This is a genomic window from Rheinheimera sp. B2H12 (genome assembly GCF_059620065.1).
Genome location: NZ_CM184363.1, coordinates 3,796,888 through 3,814,749, shown reverse-complemented (window position 1 = coordinate 3,814,749; position 17,862 = coordinate 3,796,888). Strand labels below are relative to the sequence as shown.

The window sequence follows — 17,862 nt, the reverse complement described above, 5'->3', positions numbered from 1 at the left end:
CGTTGAATTGAGGGAAAATATGTGGTCTAGCTGGTTAAAAGCAATAGTGATTTCTGTCTGCGCGCTGGTTGTAACGACGGCCAGTGCCGCCACGCGCAGTTATGACTATTTTACCAATGCTCAGGGTGGCATTTTCCTCAAAGCGCCAAAACAGTTTGTGCTGTTGCATGGCGATATCAGTATTCCGCTCTATGTAATGCCAACTGATGGTTACCTGAAAGTGCTGGACCAGGGCAATGGTCAGTGGTCAACTCAGGTGATGACCGAACAGGAGTGGCATAGCCTGGGATTAATTCCCGGTGCTGGCACGTTGGAAACGCTGAAATATGCCGATCTGAATGGTGACGGTCTGGAAGATATGTTATTGGCCATTCGTCACCCAACAGTGCCCTTTGTCGTAGTTTATCGGCAAAAACAGGGCGGATTCCGCACTGTGGCCGCTGAACAGGGCTCACCAGCGCTTGGCAATAGTTTTAGCCTGCGCGATGTCAACAACGACGGTATTCTTGACATTGTTGACAGTCAGGGCCAGGTCCATCTGAATCAGCTCGCCGGACGGGTGGTGTATACCGGTAAACCCGCCGATTTGCAGGAAGGCAATCATCCCGGTATCACAGCTGGCGCTTTCCGGGTCGATGAAAGTGGTCAGGTCAGTTACAGTATTCCACTTGCTATCCCGGCAGGCATTGCCGGCGTGCAGCCACAAGTATCGCTGAACTACAACAGTGGCGCAGCGGATGGTATTGCCGGGATGGGCTGGAGTTTGTCCGGCACCTCGATGATCAGCCGTTGTGGTAAAACCATAGTGCAAGACGGTTATAACCAGAGTCCGCAATATACCAAAGACGATGCCTATTGTCTGGATGGTCAGCGTCTGATGTACATCTCAGGTAATTATGGCGCGGCAGGGTCGCTTTATCGGCTGGAAATTGATGATTTTTCCCGGATTGCTATCACAGCGAACAATGCCAGTGGGCCGACCGCTTTTAGTCTAGTGAATAAAGCCAATGAAACCCATTTGTTCGGTGGTGGCAGTAGTGATTATCTGTTGGCTGGTCATCAGGTCGCGACTGGCTGGGCAGTGAGTCAAATTAAAGACCAGTTTAATAACGCCATCAACTTCAGTTATTACCAGCAAGGGCCTGACGAGGCAACGGCTGGCGAGTTTTTATTAAAAGAAATCAGCTATGCCTATGGTAAAGCAAAAATTTTGCCGTTTTACCAGGCTGACCGTTCGCCGCAACTGCTCTATAGCAATGGGGTTGCAGTCAAGCGAAAACACCGGCTGGATTATTTGCATATTAAACAAGATGATGAAAGTTATCGTTTTTATCATTTGGGTTATCAGGATAATGCTTTTAATTATCTGAACTCGGTGCAGGAATGTTTGTCCGTCGGTGAAGCCAGTGCCAGCGGCACGCAGGGGCAGGATTGTAAAAAAGAACTGCGATTTGACTACCAGTCACTACCGGGTTTTGCCATGGGGCCTGGCGTCGCGAATGTGCTGACGACGCCAGTTCGCAATACCAGTCAGTTTGCCGATGTCAATGGTGATGGTATCACTGACGCCATTTATACCAGTGCTGATGGCAAAACTTTAATCAGCCGGATCAATGGTGTTAGCGAAAATATCACCACTGCGCTGGCTGGTGCGGATCAGTTTACCCTGGCGGACCTGAATGGTGATTCTTATCCGGATTTTGTCTATGTAGCAGGCGGTAGCTGGCGTATTCGCACTTATAGCCCAAGCAGCCGCGAGAAAACCCAATGTTTGCCCCGCTATAAAAACTCCCAGCCAGACGACCCGGAACTGGAGCGTTGTACTGTGGTTACTTACCAGCGCGGTTACACCGACGAATTCAATACCGGCATTGCCTATAACGGCAGTATGCCGATGTTTGCTGATGTTGATGGGGATGGTCTGGCCGACTGGACTTTTTTCGCTAACAAAACCTTGCAAGCCTATCGCAATCTCGGTGGTAGTTTTAACAGCCAGCCGATAACAGTGATGACGCTGCTGGACGAACACTGGCCGACAGAACCTGTCAATCCGGGCAATGGTATGCGCAAACAAGCAGTGTATCGTGATCTGATTGTACCGAAACAGTCGGTCGGCGACTTTAACGGCGATGGCAATGCCGATCTGTTATTAACGCTCAGTACCAGAGCTGTTTTTGTCCCCCCAGCCACCGCGCCTTATCCAATTGGCACGACGAAAGTAAACACAAAATCTGTTTTGCTGCTTAATAACGGCACCCAAAATCTCAGTTATCGGTTGGTTTCACTCGACACTGAGTTCACTGACGCAAAATTGGTGGATTTAAATAGTGATATGCTGACCGATGTTGTTTATAAAGTGGGCAGCACTCTGTATTACCGGTTATCGAATGGCGGCAATAGTGCGCCGTTTGAGCCAGCCACGCCCTTACTGCTCAGCGATATTGTGACCGGGCAGGATACACAGCATTTGCTGCAGTGGGTGGACTTCGATCAGAACGGTATTCTGGACTTAATTGCGCCAAATAGCGAAACGACCCGGACTTACATCTGTCCTGGTAACCCTTATGACGGTATTCCCCCTTATGAAGTCAATCAGGAAGATCGCTGTGACAACGGTCAATCCCCGACGGAAAACATCGTCAGAAGTGCGCTGAAAATGTCGGTCTACTGGGGGAGCCGGGATCATCAGGGACAGTGGTATATCACTGCCCAGAAAACCGACTTACTGCTTCATAACGTCAGTGCCCAAACCTCAGTCCAGCTTGCCGATGCCGAAGGTGATGGTGATCTGGATTTATACACCAGCAGCACTGCAGTAAATTCAGCCTGGACTTTGTATAAAACCAGCCTGATTGAACAAAAACCAGTGCATAAGTTAACCAAAATCACCAATGGTTATGGGGTCAGCACTGCTATTCGTTATCAGCATGCTGGAGTTCGCGGCGAAGGGGCTGTGTTTACGCCGGCACCGGCCTTTGATGCCAATGGCAATGTCCATCCGGATTATCTGGCGCCACAAAGTGGCATGTGGCTGGTCAGCAGCGTCAGTTCTGTGGCCAATAAAACTGCGCAGGGAACAGAGCAACTGCTGACGGTGGATTATCGTTACAAAGGTTTCCTGGTGCATAAAAAAGGCCGCGGGTCGCTGGGGTTTGCTGAGCTCAGTACTATTGACAAACAAAGCGGCATCGTCACGACGACTAAGTATCTGCAACATTGGCCTTTTATCGGTCGGCCGGTGGAAACGGTATCGACCACAGCTGATGGCAAGGTATTACTGGCAAAAGCCACATCGGTCTGGGATATGAAAGCCGTAGCGGACAGCGGTGTGTTTGTTTATTTAAAATCCAGTGTTGAAACTGGCTCGCAGCTTGGATCCAATGGCGCGCTGTTTGAGGTACAGCATGTTGAAACCAGCCATGAATATGATCAGGGTCAAACAGGTGAGAATGCCTGGGGGAATCTGACCAAAACCGTGATTAAACAATACAATCCAGGGGTGGCAAAGCAATTATTGCTGACCACGGAGACCAATAACAGCTATGGCGGCTGGGGGGACGTTACTCAGAGTCACCGCTTTGGCCGTTTGTCTCAGACCACGGTGAAGAAAACTCAGCATACTCTGGCCAATGTTCAGCCCTATTCCACGCTGACCCGGCGCAGTGACTTTACTTATAACCAGCATGGCATGCTGGAAACCGAGACTATTGCTGCCGAGTGTCAATCAACTGCTTCAAACCCGTTAGCAGCTCCGGCGGCTGACCAATGTGATCAAACTAACTATCGCAGTACAAAATATGAGTACACTCCGGTCGGTTTAAAAGAAAAAACCACAGTCACAACGACCAGTGGCAGTCGGGTTGAAACAATTAACTACAGCGCTGATCACAGAGTAGTAATCGCGCGTTCTAACAGTGGCGGTTTAGCCGAAACTTATCTGTACAACGGTTCGACAGCACCAACAGGCCGGATCTATAGCGTGACAGTGACAGATCCGAATCAACTGACCACGGTCAGCAAATTAAATGCCTGGGGTGAGACTTATCAGCAAATCGGTGCCGATGGCAATATGACCAGCAGCTATCTGCAAAGCTGTGCTAGCAGCAGTCTTAGCACTTTCTGTGGTAGCAACGACGTGCTGATTAGCCAACTGCAACAGCCCGGAGCCCCGCAACGTGCTGAAATTACAGATAGTTTTGGTCGGATCAGTAAAAAACTGCAGCAGGGGTTTGATGGCAGTTGGAAGCAAACCGCCGTCAGTTATGATGCCGAGGGCCGTTTAAGCAGAGAATATCAGGCTGAACCGGCACAGCGGGAGGCCAACGCCAAATACACTAGTTATAGTTATGATCGTTATGGACGATTACAGACCACCACCCATGCCGATGGCAGCACAGTGGAGATTGATTATCAGGGCCTGCGTACCCGGACTAAAGATGAAGCTGGCTACTGGCGGGATGAAGTCAAAGATGCACTGGGCCGTACTTTTGAAACCACGGATCCTTACCTTGGGGTAAAGCCGGCACTGACCGGTAAAGTTCAGTTCTGGTATGACGCTTTTGGTAACGTGTTGCAGCAGCGGGTGTTTGCCCTGGTGGATGCGGCCGAGCGAGTGACTGCGGCAACTCAAGCCACTCAAGTGTGGCATAAAGTCACACTAAGTAATGTCTATGATCGTTACGGTCGAAAACTGCAGCAGACAGATTCGACTAAAGGCACCTGGTTGTATGGCTACAATGGTTTTGATGAGCTTACATTACAGCGTAATGAACATGGTCAGATTAGCTATAACAACTATGACCATGTTGGCCGGTTACTGACGCAGCAAAATAGCTCTGAGCTGGTGTGTTACAGCTATGGTCGTAATCCGGCGACGCGGGACAATGGTAAATTACTGGAGCTGAGTCGTTATCAACGGAGTAAAACCACTCAGTGTGCAACAACAGTAGCGCCGGATTATCGGGAAAAACACAGCTTTGATAGTTATGGCCGGCCAGAGCTGACGCAGATATTGTCGAAACCCGAAGGAGTGGATGTCGCCAAAGAGTTCCTGCAAGGGCAGTATTATGACAGTTATGGCCGGGTCAGTAGTCAAATTCTGCCTAATAGCCTGCAGGTTTATCTTGGCTATAATGCCGCTGGTTATCAGGACCGTATTGTGCAGCAGGATGGCACCGAGTTGTCAGCGGTGACGGCAATGGATGATGCCGGTCGGATCACCGCAATGCGTTTTGTCGGTAATGCGACGCGCAGCGTCAAGTATCAGCCGGAACGGGGTTTTATTGAAAGTATCACGGCAGTGGCTGGTGGCCAGAATGTATATCAGGTTAGTTACAGTTATACCAACCGCGGTGATACAAAAACCCGCAATGCGGTATATCAGCGTAGTCTCGGTCAGGCGAGCAGTGTTAATGAAAGCTTCAGTTATAGCGATGATGGTCATCAGCGTTTAACCGGACGTGCACTGACGGTCAGCAATCCGGCGGCGCTTGGTGGTCTGGTGAGCTCCATGACTGAAACTTTCAGCTACGATTCCCTGGGCAATTTGCTCAGTAAATCTGGGGTTGGCAGTTATCAGTATGATACAGCCAATCCGTTTAAGCTGCTAAGCACCAGCGGCACTGTCAATCGCAGTCTGAGTTATGATTTGCATGGCAATGTGCTTAAAGATGGCAGCCGCAATTTTGCTTATAACCAGCAGGATATGGTGACCAGCATCAGTAAAACCGGTGCCAGCACCAATTTCAGTTATGCCCCGGATAACCAGCGGATTTACCGCAAGGATGTCAATGGCAGCAAAGAGAGCCAAACCTGGTATGTCGGTAAAAGTTATGAGCTGCTGGAAAGCAAAGTAAACAATGTGGTGACGACAGAACATCGCTGGTATCTGGGTCCGGTGGTGGTGGCGTTAAAACAGAACAGCAGTCTGTACCAGTATGAAGTGCTGCATGGGGATGCGCAGGGGTCAACCGCCGCAGTTACCAATGGCAGCGGCCAGTTGGTGGCGCATTATCTGCACGATGCCTGGGGAAAACAAACCGAGATTCTGGCCGGCAGTGCCAGTCAGTTGCTGACGGCCAGCGCCGGTCGACGGGGTTACACCGGCCACGAGCATGTGGCGGATCTGGGTATTATTCATATGAACGGCCGGATCTATGACCCGGTGCTTGCGAGATTTGTGCAGGCGGATCCGACGCTGCAGTTCCCGGAATATTCGCAAGGCTATAATCGGTATTCGTATGTGCTGAATAACCCGATGACTTATACCGATCCGAGTGGGTATTTTTTGAGTGGGTTGAAACGCACAATTAAGAAATATTGGAAAGCTGCAGTTGCGATTGCCGTTGTTGTGTATACAGCTGGAGCGGCAGCAAGCTGGGTATCTACTTGGGGGGCTACATGGGGGACGGCGGCAACAGCTGCGACGGCAACCACAGCCGCCACTGCGGCCACATTAACGACAGCAGGATCTATGGTAGCAGGAGCAATGGCCGGTGCCGCTGGCGGCTTTGTTGGTGGTGGTTTGCAAACAGGTAAACTGACAGGGGCGTTGCGTGGTGCTGTGACGGGGGCAATTTCAGGAGCTGCTGGGGGCTTTGCCAATGCTGGGGCTGTTAGTGGTTGGGGCGATGCTGCAACCCGTATTGGAGGAGCGGCTTTGGGTGGATGTGCCGCGGGTGAAGTATCCGGTAGCGGTTGTGCGAAAGGGGCAAGAATGGCGGCGTTGACACAAACGGTTACTATGGGGACGAGTGCGATTTATCGAAAACTTAGCTCAAGGATCAGCAAACAGACTGGTCAGGCATATAACGAAGATGGTACGCCTCATTTTGGTCAACGCGGTGAGTCAGACGTGGGTAAACAACTACCTAAAGAGCTATACGAAAAATGGGAAAATGGTACGTTAAAATCCTCAGAAATTGGTCGGGCATACGACAAGTCAAACTTTATGCAAACTGTGGGGAGAGGGCCTTACATGGATGCTTTTGCCGAGTTTCACGATGGACTGCATGACCTAGCTTTTATGCCAACAGATCAGGTCTCATTAGTTCTAACCATGCCCCCGTCTTATGCGGTTACTCTGCTGGCTGCAGCACAACCCTATTCGAGTTATTATCATCTTCGACTACGTGATAAAAGGGGCTGACATTGAGATCTACAAGCAGAATTTTTATCTCGTTATTGTTTATGCCAACATTAATGTCTTGTGCCGCAGGGCATCAAGATTATATTGACTTAACGAACAAATTCATTGTTGGCCAAGAGATTATGTACGAAAAAAGACCGCATAAATTTGATGATGCTGGTCAATTTTATCGTGGGGATTATGTCATTGTAGGAGAGGGCTTAACCCGTATTGATACCAATTCTGATGGGAAACTTATTTACCATGTGTTTAGTCAGGAAATACTACCAAACACCCCGATGAACAAAGAATGGATTGGAAAATGTTTGGTTTATTACGTTGTCGACCCACAAACAAAGATTGTTTTATCTTGGGGTTTTGACGAAGGTGGGAATCCGCTGGCCTGTCGTTCATTTCAATGATTGGAAAAATACAGCGGAGCAAAACAAGCCACCGGAAGATTAAGGGGTCACCCATTAGCCGTTCCAGTGTCAATAGCAATTACGAGCCCGCGCGCACTGCAAAGTGCGCGTCTTGTTCTTTCTTCTTGTTGACCTATTACCGTCGTAAATTCAAGTTTATCGATGTGGATTTGAAGACTTCAAATTGCAGCAAAAAAGTGCACTTGGCAGGGGAAACTAACTTTTAGGCAGCCGTTATTGCCGCTGCTGCGGTTTCTTATCAATTTTGCGGTGGAAAATTTTGGACTTAGCCAAAACTTCGTCGGCAGGCAGTTTGACCATGCAACCAGCGTAGTCCTAGTTTTTGGCAGAATTGTTTCAGTAAGCTGATAGAGCCAATCACTTGATAAAAATCGATTTCAAGCCGCTGGCAGTTTTGTAGCCAACAAGCCTCTGAGATACCAAGGCGCGCCAGGATGGGAGGTTGTTTCTGGTCAATCACACCACGTTTGTCATCGCGCAACTGACGGCCTGTCCACTCAACAAGTTCAACATAATCAATAAAATGATACGGAACATGTTGCTGTGCATTCTGTTGCTGGCTATTGCCGGCAAATGGCAACAAAGCTCCATGAAAGACAGAGTGGATGGCCTTGCCAAGCCGTTGTTGGATACTGGTATAGTCAGAAGTTTCAGGCCTTTCGGCCATCTTGGCGCGAATAGGATTTAAATCGACATAAGCCATGGCGGTGAGCAGGGCTTTTTCATCCAGCAGCGCCTGCGATTTAAACCGGCCTTCCCAAAATCGGCCTGTGCAGTGGTCCTCAAGGTTGGCCTGTCTCGCGATATGCTCATTCAGACAGCGCATAAACCAACTAATGTCGCAAAGTCTGGTACGCTATAATATAAAACAAGCCACCCACTCTTTGGAAACAGTGCAATCAGCTGTTTCTAAAATATGGTTTCTTTGGTCACAATATTTTAAATTCAAGCTTGTCGATGTGGATTTGAAGACTTCAAATTGCAGCAAAAAAGTGCGCTTGGCGGGGGGGAACTAACTTTTAGACAGCCGTTATTGCCGCTGCTGCGGTTTCTTATCAATTTTGCGGTGGAAAATTTTGGACTTAGCCAAAACTTCGTCGGCAGGCAGTTTGACCATGCAACCAGCGTAGTCCTAGTTTTTGGCAGAATTGTTTCAGTGAGCTGATAGGACCAATCACTTGATAAAAATCGGTTTCAAGCTGCTGGCAGTTTTGTAGCCAACAAGCCTCTGAGATACCAAGGCGCGCCAGGATGGGAGGTTGTTTCTGGTCAATCACACCACGTTTGTCATCGCGCAACTGACGGCCTGTCCACTCAACAAGTTCAACATAATCAATAAAATGATACGGAACATGTTGCTGTGCATTCTGTTGCTGGCTATTGCCGGCAAATGGCAACAAAGCTCCATGAAAGACAGAGTGGATGGCCTTGCCAAGCCGTTGCTGGATACTGGTGTAGTCAGAAGTTTCAGGCCTTTCGGCCATCTTGGCGCGAATAGGATTTAAATCGACATAAGCCATGGCGGTGAGCAGGGCTTTTTCATCCAGCAGCGCCTGCGATTTAAACCGGCCTTCCCAAAATCGGCCTGTGCAGTGGTCCTCAAGGTTGGCCTGTCTCGCGATATGCTCATTCAGACAGCGCATAAACCAACTAATGTCGCAAAGTCTGGTACGCCATTTTTCCAGAATAGCTTCAGTTACTTGGTTTTCTGCTTCACCACTGGAGCCACCACTCAGATAACGCTCAACCAACACCGGCAAACAAAATAACAGCTGCCAGCGCTTCGCAATCTCCTGAGCGCTCCAGGCGGCTGCTTTGGCCGTATCAACCCGCACCACTAGATGGTAATGGTTCGACATCAGCGCAAAAGCGGCAATATCGATGGCAAACATTTGGCTGAGTAGGGCCAAACGCTCCAATATCCAGCCTCGGCGATGCTCAAAGTTATACCTTTCTGTAATGCCACATAAAAATGCCCGCCGTACACAGCGGCTAACCAAGTGATAATAAGGTGTTTCACTCACACTTATTTGTTGATAGCGTGGTTTTGGCATGGTGTCATCCTGACTGCAAAAAACTCATAACATTAAAAATAGTTTAAAAAAGTTAAATTAAAGTTTTTATTTGAGTGCTTAGTGCGTGGGTGTCCGGTTTTTTCGGGAATTGTGGCTTCCGGAATTGTGGCTTTCTGTGGATGTCCGGAATTGGTGTCAATGCCCCGGCCAATTGCAGTGACTGAGCATTGGCCGTTGGTGAGCAGACTTGGCAAAGATGCCGTCAGCGAGTTCAGAAGATGTTTGTTGAAAGATTTTGGGGTGACAATTTCGAGAAAATCGGCGAGCATAGCTGGAACATTCATGGCGTGTTCTTAGGCTAGGTGTTTTTGGCGAAAGATCAGATCAGGAATTGCCATGAATGTTCCATTCCTCACCTAAATTATTGTTTTACCGATACAACTTCTGGGGATACCTCAGGCGTGAGTGTCCGGTTTTTTCCGTGAGGTTTAAATTAGGTGGGGGCCGTGTTTCCTTAAGCTTTCTCTTAATGAAAATAACTTATTGTTATCAACTGAGTGATGAATACATGCTAAAAAAAATTTCAAAGATAGTTGGTGTTATATTGCTATTACTTTCATCAAATGCTTATGCGTATAAAGAATGCCAAGTAAAAACAGATAGAATTTATGTTGGTGACGATGGCTATTTATGGATTTCTTTTAAAAATGGCGGAGCAACCTCTATTCAACAAAACAATGTAAATTTTAAAAATATTTATTCAATGGTTTTAGCTGCTCACCTTGCAAATAAGGAAATTATCGTCCGATTTGTATCCGATACTGCGATATGTAATTCAGGTATCCGCACAGATCTGCAAGGGGTTTGGTTATTTAATAATTAATATGAAAAAGGAGTCGGAGCTAATAAGCTGAACTGTTACTGAGTTTTTGAGGGTGTTCAGAATTCTGTGTCATTGGCATTGTAATAAATACTGCGAATTGTTAATCAAGATGGTTTTGTGTCAGGCCTCGAATAAGGTTCCGCTGCGTCGATGGTGTTTGTTAGCATAATGTATGCAATCTCGCCCGACACTTTGCATCATGCTGGAGATACCTGCTGCATCTTCTGGCTTGAGCAGTAAATGCACATGGTTGGTCATAAGGAAAAAAGCATGTAACTTTACGTCATAACACTATTGCGGGTTTACTGGCTCCGGCCCCTTTTTAATAAAATACTGCATTTGCAAGCTGGCAAACAATGCCGACTGTTTGACTTCGGCCAGTGCTTTATTAATGGTAAACCTAAGGGTCGAGTATGTAAAATTTTCTGTGTAAGTTGCTGTTTATCATAGCGATACACGGTCACCGTACATGATAATGAACTGATTCATCTCCGGTTTCCAGTCTCTAAGCGGCATTGTCCACTTCTTCGCAATTTGATGTAAAGCCAGATACAGTAGTTTTAGCACGGCTTCGTCGTTCGGGAATGAACGTCTGGTTTTGGTGACTTTCCGTAAGCTGGCATTCAAAGATTCAATTGCGTTAGTCGTGTAAATAACCTTCCGGATTTCAGGTGGATAGTCGAAGAATACACTGAGTCGGCTCCAGTTGTTTCGCCAGAAAACCTAAGAAAACCGTAAGCGTAACAACAACCACACCTTTCAGCATGATTGTTGTTCCGATCAGTACGGCAGCAGTTTAGCTAAGTCGGCCGGAGTATTTGCTGTCGGCAGCTTTTCAAACAACTCATTGAGATATTTGTAAGGCTCCAAGCTATTGATTTTGGCGGTTTCGACCATGCTGTACAGCACGGCGCTGCCAGTTGCACCGGTTCTGGTGTTGGCAAACAGCCAGGCTTTTCGGCCGATGACGAAGGGTTTTACTGCGCGCTCAGCACGGTTGTTGTCGATGTTGAGTTGGCCATCTTCGAGATACCTGATGAGCTTCGGCCACTGATTTTGGGTGTAGCTGATAGCTTTACCGACCAGGCTTTCTTTGGGGATGGTGTCTTTGGATTTCTCCAACCAGTCCCACAGTTGCTGCAGTAGCGGTGCGGCAACTTGCTGACGTTGTTGCTGTTTTACTTCGAACGATTGGGTCTTCAGTTCGCTTTCCAGCGCATACAACTTTTGGATTTGGTTCAATGCCCAGTCCGCTTTGCCGGTTTTGCCTTTCCCTTGAGCCTGCTGCGCTTCGATAAACTTGCGACGCGCATGCGCCCAGCAACCCGCTAAAGTGGCTGCTGTTTGTTCGTAACCGGCATAACCATCGACTTGTAAATAGCCGGTATAACCTTCGAGGAACTGTACGGGATGTTGGCCGCTGCGGCCGTCTTGGTAATCGAACAGCACCAGTTTTGAACCGTTTGAGCCTTCCACACCACAGCCGTACACCCACATGTAGCAAGTGCTTTTATCCACTTCCAATACATCTAAAGTGGAGCTACATTCTGAAGTAGCTATCCCCACTTTGAGATTTTGACTGTTTTTCACGTTTAAGGCCCTGCAATCAGAGTAAAGTTTTGATTCAGGTGGTAAGTTAGCTGCAACGAGTGGTCCGATGGATTTGCAACGAATTAACCAATAATATCCTGCCATCACCTGCGGCGCTCTTCAGTGCAGCAAAAGCACAGCAGCAAAATTGCTGCTGCGCTTTTCAGTCGGCATTTGCTAAAATACTGGCCTGACCTTTATTGAGACTTGACGATGAAATTTCCCGGCCGCCGTAAACTGAAGCATTATTTCCCGGTATCCCAGCCTAAATTACAACTGCCCAGCTTTGAAGTGCGGCCTGAACTGGACACTTATGTGGTGGGGCTGGATCAGACCATCGTTGATGTCATTGCCAATGTTTCCGACCAATTTTTAGAAAAGTATAATATTGGCAAAGGCTTATCTAACCTGGTTGAACACGGCAAAGCCGATTTGATTTATCAGGAATTAGTGCAGAACGCTGCTATTTCAGACCATTTTGCCGGTGGCACCATTGGCAATACCATTCATAACTATTCAGTGCTGGCCGATGATAAATCGGTGTTGCTGGGGGTGATGTCGGCCAATATTCAACTGGGTAGCCCGGCTTATCATTATCTGTGCCATACCAGTTCCAAGGTCGATATGAACCATTTGCAAGGGGTGCATGGCGATATCGGTCGTGGTATCACCATGATTACGCCGGATGGCGAACGTACTTTTGTGATCGATCCGGGCGCAATGGATGCGTTAACCCCTGAATATATTCCGGAGCAAATTATTGCCGGTGCTGCGGCTGTGGTGGTCAGTGCTTATCCGCTGCGGGCTGTGGGTCAGCCGATCCAGCAGGCGATGTTGCGTTTATTGCAGGTCGCCAACCAATATCAGGTACCTGTGGTGATGAGTCTTGGTACTAAACATCTGGTGGAAGAACATCGCGAGCTGATCTTAACCACAGTGCGGCAGTATGTGGATGTGCTGGCGATGAACGAATTGGAAGCTGAAGCACTGACTGGTTTTGCCGATCCATTGCAAGCGGCCGAAGCTGCGCTGGAACTGACCGATATGGTGTTGATCACGGCTGGAGCTGAAGGTTTATATCTGTGTGGTTACACCGATGAAGCCGGCAAGCGGGAAACCTCGAATCCGATAAAATCCGGTACCATTGCCGATTACAATCAGTTTGAATTTAGCCGGCCAGTCCAGCGCCAGCATTGCAAACAACCGGTGAAAGTATTTTCACATATTGACCCTTATCTGGGTGGGCCTGAACGGATCAAAAATACCAATGGTGCCGGTGATGGTGCCTTAGCTGCTATTTTGCATGATATTGCCGCCAATCATTACCACCGCCACGCGCTGCCGCTGTCGAGCAAACATGAACTGCCTTATCTGGCGTACTCTTCGTTTGCCCAGATCTGTAAATATGCCAATCGGGTCAGCTACGCCATTCTGGTGCAAAATGCGCCACGGTTATCACGGGGATTACCGGAAAAAGAAGACAGTCTGGAAGAAGCTTATTGGGAACGTTAAGTTGGGAGCACTAAGATGCTGATTTAATGTCTGTTCCTTTGGAAAACCGGTGTTTGTTAACCTTTGTACCCTTTATGGTGCGTCAGGTAACACCGGTTTTTTTATCGTCGATATAAACCGCAATTTCGCCGCATCTGTTTGTCAATCCGCCAAGGTCTCTTTATAGTCGTCGCAATTTTCTGTTGTCAGGGAAGCCGTGCCCAGCACACTGCCGGCCGCTGACATCTTTGCTGCCAGATGGATCCAGAATGACAAGTTTTACTTTACGGCCTGTTGCCACAGTGTTAACGCAAAAAATACCGCGCTGGATCACTCCGCTGCTGTGTGGGCTAAGTCTTGGCCTGACGCTGACTGTACCCGTCTGGGCCGATATTCGTATCCCCAGAACCACAGTGGCGATTGAAATTGATGGCGAGCTGAATGAAAGTAGTTGGCAACAAGCCAGTCCGATAGAGCTGCTTTATGATACCTGGCCGGCAGAAAACAGTCCGGCACCGGTAAAGACCACGGCTTATGTGATGGAAGATGGCAAGTATTTTTATGTCGCTTTTGTCGCCAAAGATCCGGAACCAACTGCCATCCGGGCTTTTTACCGCGACCGCGATAAAGTCTGGGATGACGATAGTGTCGGTATCAAAATCGATACCTATCATGACAGTAAACTGGCCTATCAGTTTTTTATTAATCCGCTTGGCGTGCAGGCGGATTCGATTGAAAACGAAATTACCAAAATGGAAAGTGATGCCTGGGACGGGATCTGGCACAGTGCCGGTAAAATTACCCATGAGGGTTATCAGGTTGAAGTGGCCATCCCGCTGCGAATGCTGAATTTTAACGAGCAGCAGTCGCTGCAAAAATGGAAACTGGAATTACTGCGGTTTTATCCGCGTGATGTCAGACACCGGTTGTCCAGTAATCAGATTTCGCGGCAGGATCCTTGTTGGATCTGTCAGATGAGCACCGCCACTGGTTTTGCCGGCGCTAAATCCGGCAACAATCTGACGTTAGTACCAGCCTTGGTGGCTGGTGCCGACCAACAGCGTACCCTCAGTCGCGAAGGTCACTCAGACTGGCGGACCAACAATAATCTGGAACCCAGCCTTGATTTAAAATGGGGTATTACCCCGGATATCAATTTTAACGCCACCTTAAATCCGGATTTCTCTCAGGTTGAAGCCGATGAAGCCCAGGTGTCAGTCAATGATACTTTTGCCTTGTTTTTTAACGAAAAACGCAGTTTCTTTCTCGATAATGCCGACTATTTTGCCTCACCGCTTGATCTGGTGTACACCCGCAATGTGTCGTCACCGGATGCTGGCGTGCGTTTAACCGGCCGGCAACAACAGCATTCTTTTGCTTTTTTTGCCGCCAATGATAAAACCACCACCTTTATTGTGCCTGGCAATGTCAGTTCAGATATTGCCTTTCTGGATGAGAAAAGTGAAAACGCCGTACTGCGCTATCGGCATGATTTAAACCGGGCTTTGTCGCTGGGTCTGATCAGCACTTTCCGCCAGTCAGAGCATTATCATAACCATGTGACGGGTGCCGATTTAAAATACCAGTTGGATGCCCAGAATAAGGTCATTGCACAGTGGCTTTACAGCGACAGTGCGTATCCACAGAGCCTGCAGCAACAGTTATCGGCGGAGGCGCGTTTAAGAACGCAGGGTGATGGCCTGACCGATCAGGCGCAATATCTGGCTTATGAGCATGAAAACCGCGACTGGAGCTGGTACAGCCGTTATCAGGCGATGGGGGAAGATTTCCGCGCTGATTTGGGTTATCTGCCACAAACCGACTGGACTAAACAAACCCATGGCGGCAGTTATCAATGGTTTTATCAGCAACAATGGCTCAGCCGGTTTAAAATCTGGGCCGACTGGGACATCAGCCATAACAGTGAGGGGGAGTTGCTGGAAAAAGAAGCTGAGCTGGAACTGCAGTGGGAAGGACAACAGCAATCGAATGGTTTTGTCGGGGCCACCCGGCGTGACCGCGTTGGCAGCCGGCTAGATCAGAACCTGTTAAAGATTGATGCCAATACGGCGTTGTTTGCGGAAAAGCTGTTCAGCGCCGGCGCTGAATTTCAGCCACTGGCCGGGCTTTTTCTCGGGGTCGAAGCCGAAACCGGCAAAACACTGGATTTTCGCAATAACCGGCTCGGTGATGGGCTGGAACTGGTGCCGGAACTGAAATGGCATCTGAACCGGCATTTACAACTGCAGGCCCGCCATACTTACCGCACGCTGGATGCGGCCAATGCAGAGGTATTTACCGCCAATCTGACCGATCTCCGGCTCAGCTATCAGTTTTCGGTACGTAGTTTTGTCCGACTGGCGCTGATTTATGCCGATATCCGGCATAATCCATTGAATAATATTGGAGAAGTTACAGCACATGAGAAAACCCTCGGCTCACAATTGCTGTACTCCTACAAACTGAATCCGCAAACCTTGTTTTTTGCCGGTTACAGTGACAATGCCTTCAGCAGTGACGAAATTCAGCAGTTAACCAGGGATCAGCGTTCGGTGTTTCTGAAATTCAGTTATGCCTTTGCGCTGTAAATACGTGGCCATCAGGCGCAGCCATTGAGCTGCGCCTGGCTCTGTCGTGTTAGGTTCGGTACTGACCAACCAGCTGATTCAGCTCCGTTGCCAGACTGGCCAGTCGTCTGGTAATTTGTGAGGCCTGCTCGGTGCCGGTCGCGGTTTCACCAGCAATCAGCACGATCTGATGCACATTCTGGTTGATGGTTTCCGACACTGTGGTTTGTTGTTCAGCGGCACTGGCAATCTGGTTGTTCATATCGTTAATGGTCGTCACCGCAGTGCGGATCTCCGCCAGGGCAGCTTCCACTTTGCTCGCTTCCTGGACGGTGTATTGGCTCTGTTGTTTGATTTGGCCAATAGCACCGACCGCTTCTCTGGCGCCCTGCTGTAATCTGGCAATCATTTTATTAATTTCATCGGTGCTGCTGGCGGTACGGGCTGCCAGCGTCCGCACTTCATCAGCCACGACTGCAAAACCACGGCCTTGTTCACCAGCGCGGGCAGCTTCGATAGCTGCATTGAGTGCCAGCAAATTGGTTTGATCGGCAATACCCCTGATGACATCCAGCACCGAGCCGATTTGGTTGGATTCAGTCCCGACGGCATTGATCACGGTGACGCCAGTATCGACCTGTTGTTCCAGGCTGTGGATGACGCTGATAGCTGCATCCAGAATACTGGCTGAACGTTCAACCTGACGCGCAGCTTCATGGGCGGCTTGCGCCGCGCCACTGGCGCTGTTGGCGACATCCTGCGCCGTGGTGGCCATTTGATGCATTGCAGTGGCGACCTGATCACTTTCGGCATGCTGGGTTTGCACGCCGCTGGCGGTGTTTTGCATCAGTAATGCCAGTTCGTCGCCAGCTTGGCGCAATAACTGCACTGACCCACGGATATTAGTCACCAGCAGACTGACTTGACCAGCAAAAGCATTAAAAGCATCCGCCAACGCCCCCAGTTCATGACCCTGACTGTTATCCAGCCGGCGGCTCAGATCGCCATCTCCACTGGCAATATCCTGCATTGCAGCAACGGCGCCGCTGAGTGGACCTGTAATAGTACGGGCAAAAAACATGCCCAGCGTTGCCATTAATGCCACCAGCGCAGTTGCAATCAACACGGACTGGATCACACCAGAGCGCATTTCGTCGGCGCTTTGTTGTTGCAACGCCGCAATGCTTTGTTCCAGATCGTCAATATAAAATCCGGTGGCCAGCACCCAGTCGGTACCAGGTAAGCGGATGGCTTTAGCCAGCTTAGGGGAGGGGACTGAGCTGCCAGCCCTGGGCCAGTTATATTGCACGTAAGCACCGCCCTGGCTGGCGGCTGCCAGATATTCCTGCACCAGTTTGCGCCCGTCCGGACTGGTGGATTGCAGAAAATTTTTGCCTTCCCGCTCCGGATTGTCCGCACTGACGACCTGTACGCCGGCCTGGTCATAAACAAAAAAATAGTTGTTGCCATTGTCATAACGCAAAGTACGTAAGATGGTTTTTTTCTGCTCTGTATCGTCAGTGCTGTTACTGGCACTGACTGCCAGTTCCAGCAGTGCATCTAACTGATGTTTGCGTTCCTGATACAGCGAGTTTTTTAGTTGCTCAGCACTGAGTTTTGCCACCGCCTGGCTATGCTGAATGGCAAACAAAGTTAATATCAGCGCCAGTACAGCCACTGGCAATATCGCCAGTAACATAATGCGGCGGCTGATCGAAAGTTGTGGCATAGCATATCCTTAATCTAT

Annotated in this window: 9 protein-coding genes and 3 pseudogenes; 5 read left to right on the top strand and 7 right to left on the bottom strand. The window is 48.9% G+C overall.

Going from position 1 to position 17,862, the window contains the following annotated elements:
* The first annotated feature begins 19 nt into the window (after positions 1–19).
* Together AC53GJ_RS16335 and AC53GJ_RS16330 are read left to right on the top strand one after the other, a co-directional pair.
* The gene (locus AC53GJ_RS16335; RefSeq protein WP_496729291.1) at positions 20–7,147 is read left to right on the top strand and encodes an FG-GAP-like repeat-containing protein; all 7,128 of its coding nucleotides are present in this window, start codon (positions 20–22) and stop codon (positions 7,145–7,147) included.
* A 2-nt stretch (positions 7,148–7,149) separates the two neighbouring features.
* Positions 7,150–7,548 (top strand): hypothetical protein, encoded by a 399-nt coding sequence (locus AC53GJ_RS16330; RefSeq protein ID WP_496729289.1) that lies wholly within the window; start codon positions 7,150–7,152, stop codon positions 7,546–7,548.
* 637 nt (positions 7,549–8,185) lie between these two features.
* On the opposite strand, the pseudogene AC53GJ_RS16325 reads toward AC53GJ_RS16330, so the two are convergent.
* The 3 genes and pseudogenes from AC53GJ_RS16325 to AC53GJ_RS16315 all read right to left on the bottom strand — a co-directional run.
* Positions 8,186–8,425 (bottom strand): annotated as a pseudogene (locus tag AC53GJ_RS16325) (transposase); the annotation flags it as partial.
* 226 nt (positions 8,426–8,651) lie between these two features.
* Positions 8,652–9,623 carry a transposase gene (locus AC53GJ_RS16320; protein ID WP_496729287.1) on the bottom strand — a complete coding sequence of 324 codons (972 nt, stop codon included), beginning with the start codon at positions 9,621–9,623 and terminating at the stop codon, positions 8,652–8,654.
* Between the two features lie 32 nt (positions 9,624–9,655).
* On the bottom strand, positions 9,656–9,928 hold the full coding sequence (locus AC53GJ_RS16315; RefSeq protein WP_496729285.1) for a hypothetical protein: 273 nt from the start codon (positions 9,926–9,928) through the stop codon (positions 9,656–9,658).
* Positions 9,929–10,113: 185 nt separating this feature from the next.
* Between AC53GJ_RS16315 and AC53GJ_RS16310 the strand changes: the two genes are divergently transcribed.
* Complete coding sequence (locus AC53GJ_RS16310; protein ID WP_496729283.1) at positions 10,114–10,467, top strand: hypothetical protein; 354 nt, start codon at positions 10,114–10,116, stop codon at positions 10,465–10,467.
* 120 nt (positions 10,468–10,587) lie between these two features.
* Here AC53GJ_RS16310 and AC53GJ_RS16305 read toward each other — a convergent pair whose 3' ends face one another.
* The 3 genes and pseudogenes from AC53GJ_RS16305 to tnpC all read right to left on the bottom strand — a co-directional run.
* Entirely contained in the window at positions 10,588–10,725 is a 138-nt protein-coding gene (locus AC53GJ_RS16305; protein ID WP_496729282.1) for a hypothetical protein, read from the bottom strand.
* Between the two features lie 186 nt (positions 10,726–10,911).
* Positions 10,912–11,184 (bottom strand): annotated as a pseudogene (locus AC53GJ_RS16300) (transposase); the annotation flags it as partial.
* A 63-nt stretch (positions 11,185–11,247) separates the two neighbouring features.
* Positions 11,248–12,006 (bottom strand): annotated as a pseudogene (gene tnpC / locus AC53GJ_RS16295) (IS66 family transposase); the annotation flags it as partial.
* A 264-nt stretch (positions 12,007–12,270) separates the two neighbouring features.
* On the opposite strand from tnpC, the gene AC53GJ_RS16290 reads away from it, so the two are divergent.
* A complete protein-coding gene (locus AC53GJ_RS16290) occupies positions 12,271–13,569 on the top strand; it encodes an inosine/guanosine kinase (protein ID WP_496729280.1) in 1,299 nt (432 codons plus the stop codon).
* A gap of 248 nt (positions 13,570–13,817) precedes the next feature.
* Complete coding sequence (locus AC53GJ_RS16285; RefSeq protein ID WP_496729278.1) at positions 13,818–16,136, top strand: carbohydrate binding family 9 domain-containing protein; 2,319 nt, start codon at positions 13,818–13,820, stop codon at positions 16,134–16,136.
* Between the two features lie 49 nt (positions 16,137–16,185).
* On the opposite strand, the gene AC53GJ_RS16280 is transcribed toward AC53GJ_RS16285, so the two are convergent.
* Complete coding sequence (locus AC53GJ_RS16280) at positions 16,186–17,844, bottom strand: methyl-accepting chemotaxis protein (protein ID WP_496729276.1); 1,659 nt, start codon at positions 17,842–17,844, stop codon at positions 16,186–16,188.
* Positions 17,845–17,862: the final 18 nt, after the last annotated feature.

What these genes read in the sequence shown, in the direction of transcription:
- AC53GJ_RS16335 (WP_496729291.1), top strand. Translation starts at nt 20, where the DNA reads ATGTGGTCTAGCTGGTTAAAAGCAATAGTGATTTCTGTCTGCGCGCTG.
- AC53GJ_RS16320 (WP_496729287.1), bottom strand. Translation starts at nt 9,623, where the DNA reads ATGCCAAAACCACGCTATCAACAAATAAGTGTGAGTGAAACACCTTAT.
- AC53GJ_RS16315 (WP_496729285.1), bottom strand. Translation starts at nt 9,928, where the DNA reads ATGAATGTTCCAGCTATGCTCGCCGATTTTCTCGAAATTGTCACCCCA.
- AC53GJ_RS16310 (WP_496729283.1), top strand. Translation starts at nt 10,114, where the DNA reads ATGAAAATAACTTATTGTTATCAACTGAGTGATGAATACATGCTAAAA.
- AC53GJ_RS16305 (WP_496729282.1), bottom strand. Translation starts at nt 10,725, where the DNA reads ATGACCAACCATGTGCATTTACTGCTCAAGCCAGAAGATGCAGCAGGT.
- AC53GJ_RS16290 (WP_496729280.1), top strand. Translation starts at nt 12,271, where the DNA reads ATGAAATTTCCCGGCCGCCGTAAACTGAAGCATTATTTCCCGGTATCC.
- AC53GJ_RS16285 (WP_496729278.1), top strand. Translation starts at nt 13,818, where the DNA reads ATGACAAGTTTTACTTTACGGCCTGTTGCCACAGTGTTAACGCAAAAA.
- AC53GJ_RS16280 (WP_496729276.1), bottom strand. Translation starts at nt 17,844, where the DNA reads ATGCCACAACTTTCGATCAGCCGCCGCATTATGTTACTGGCGATATTG.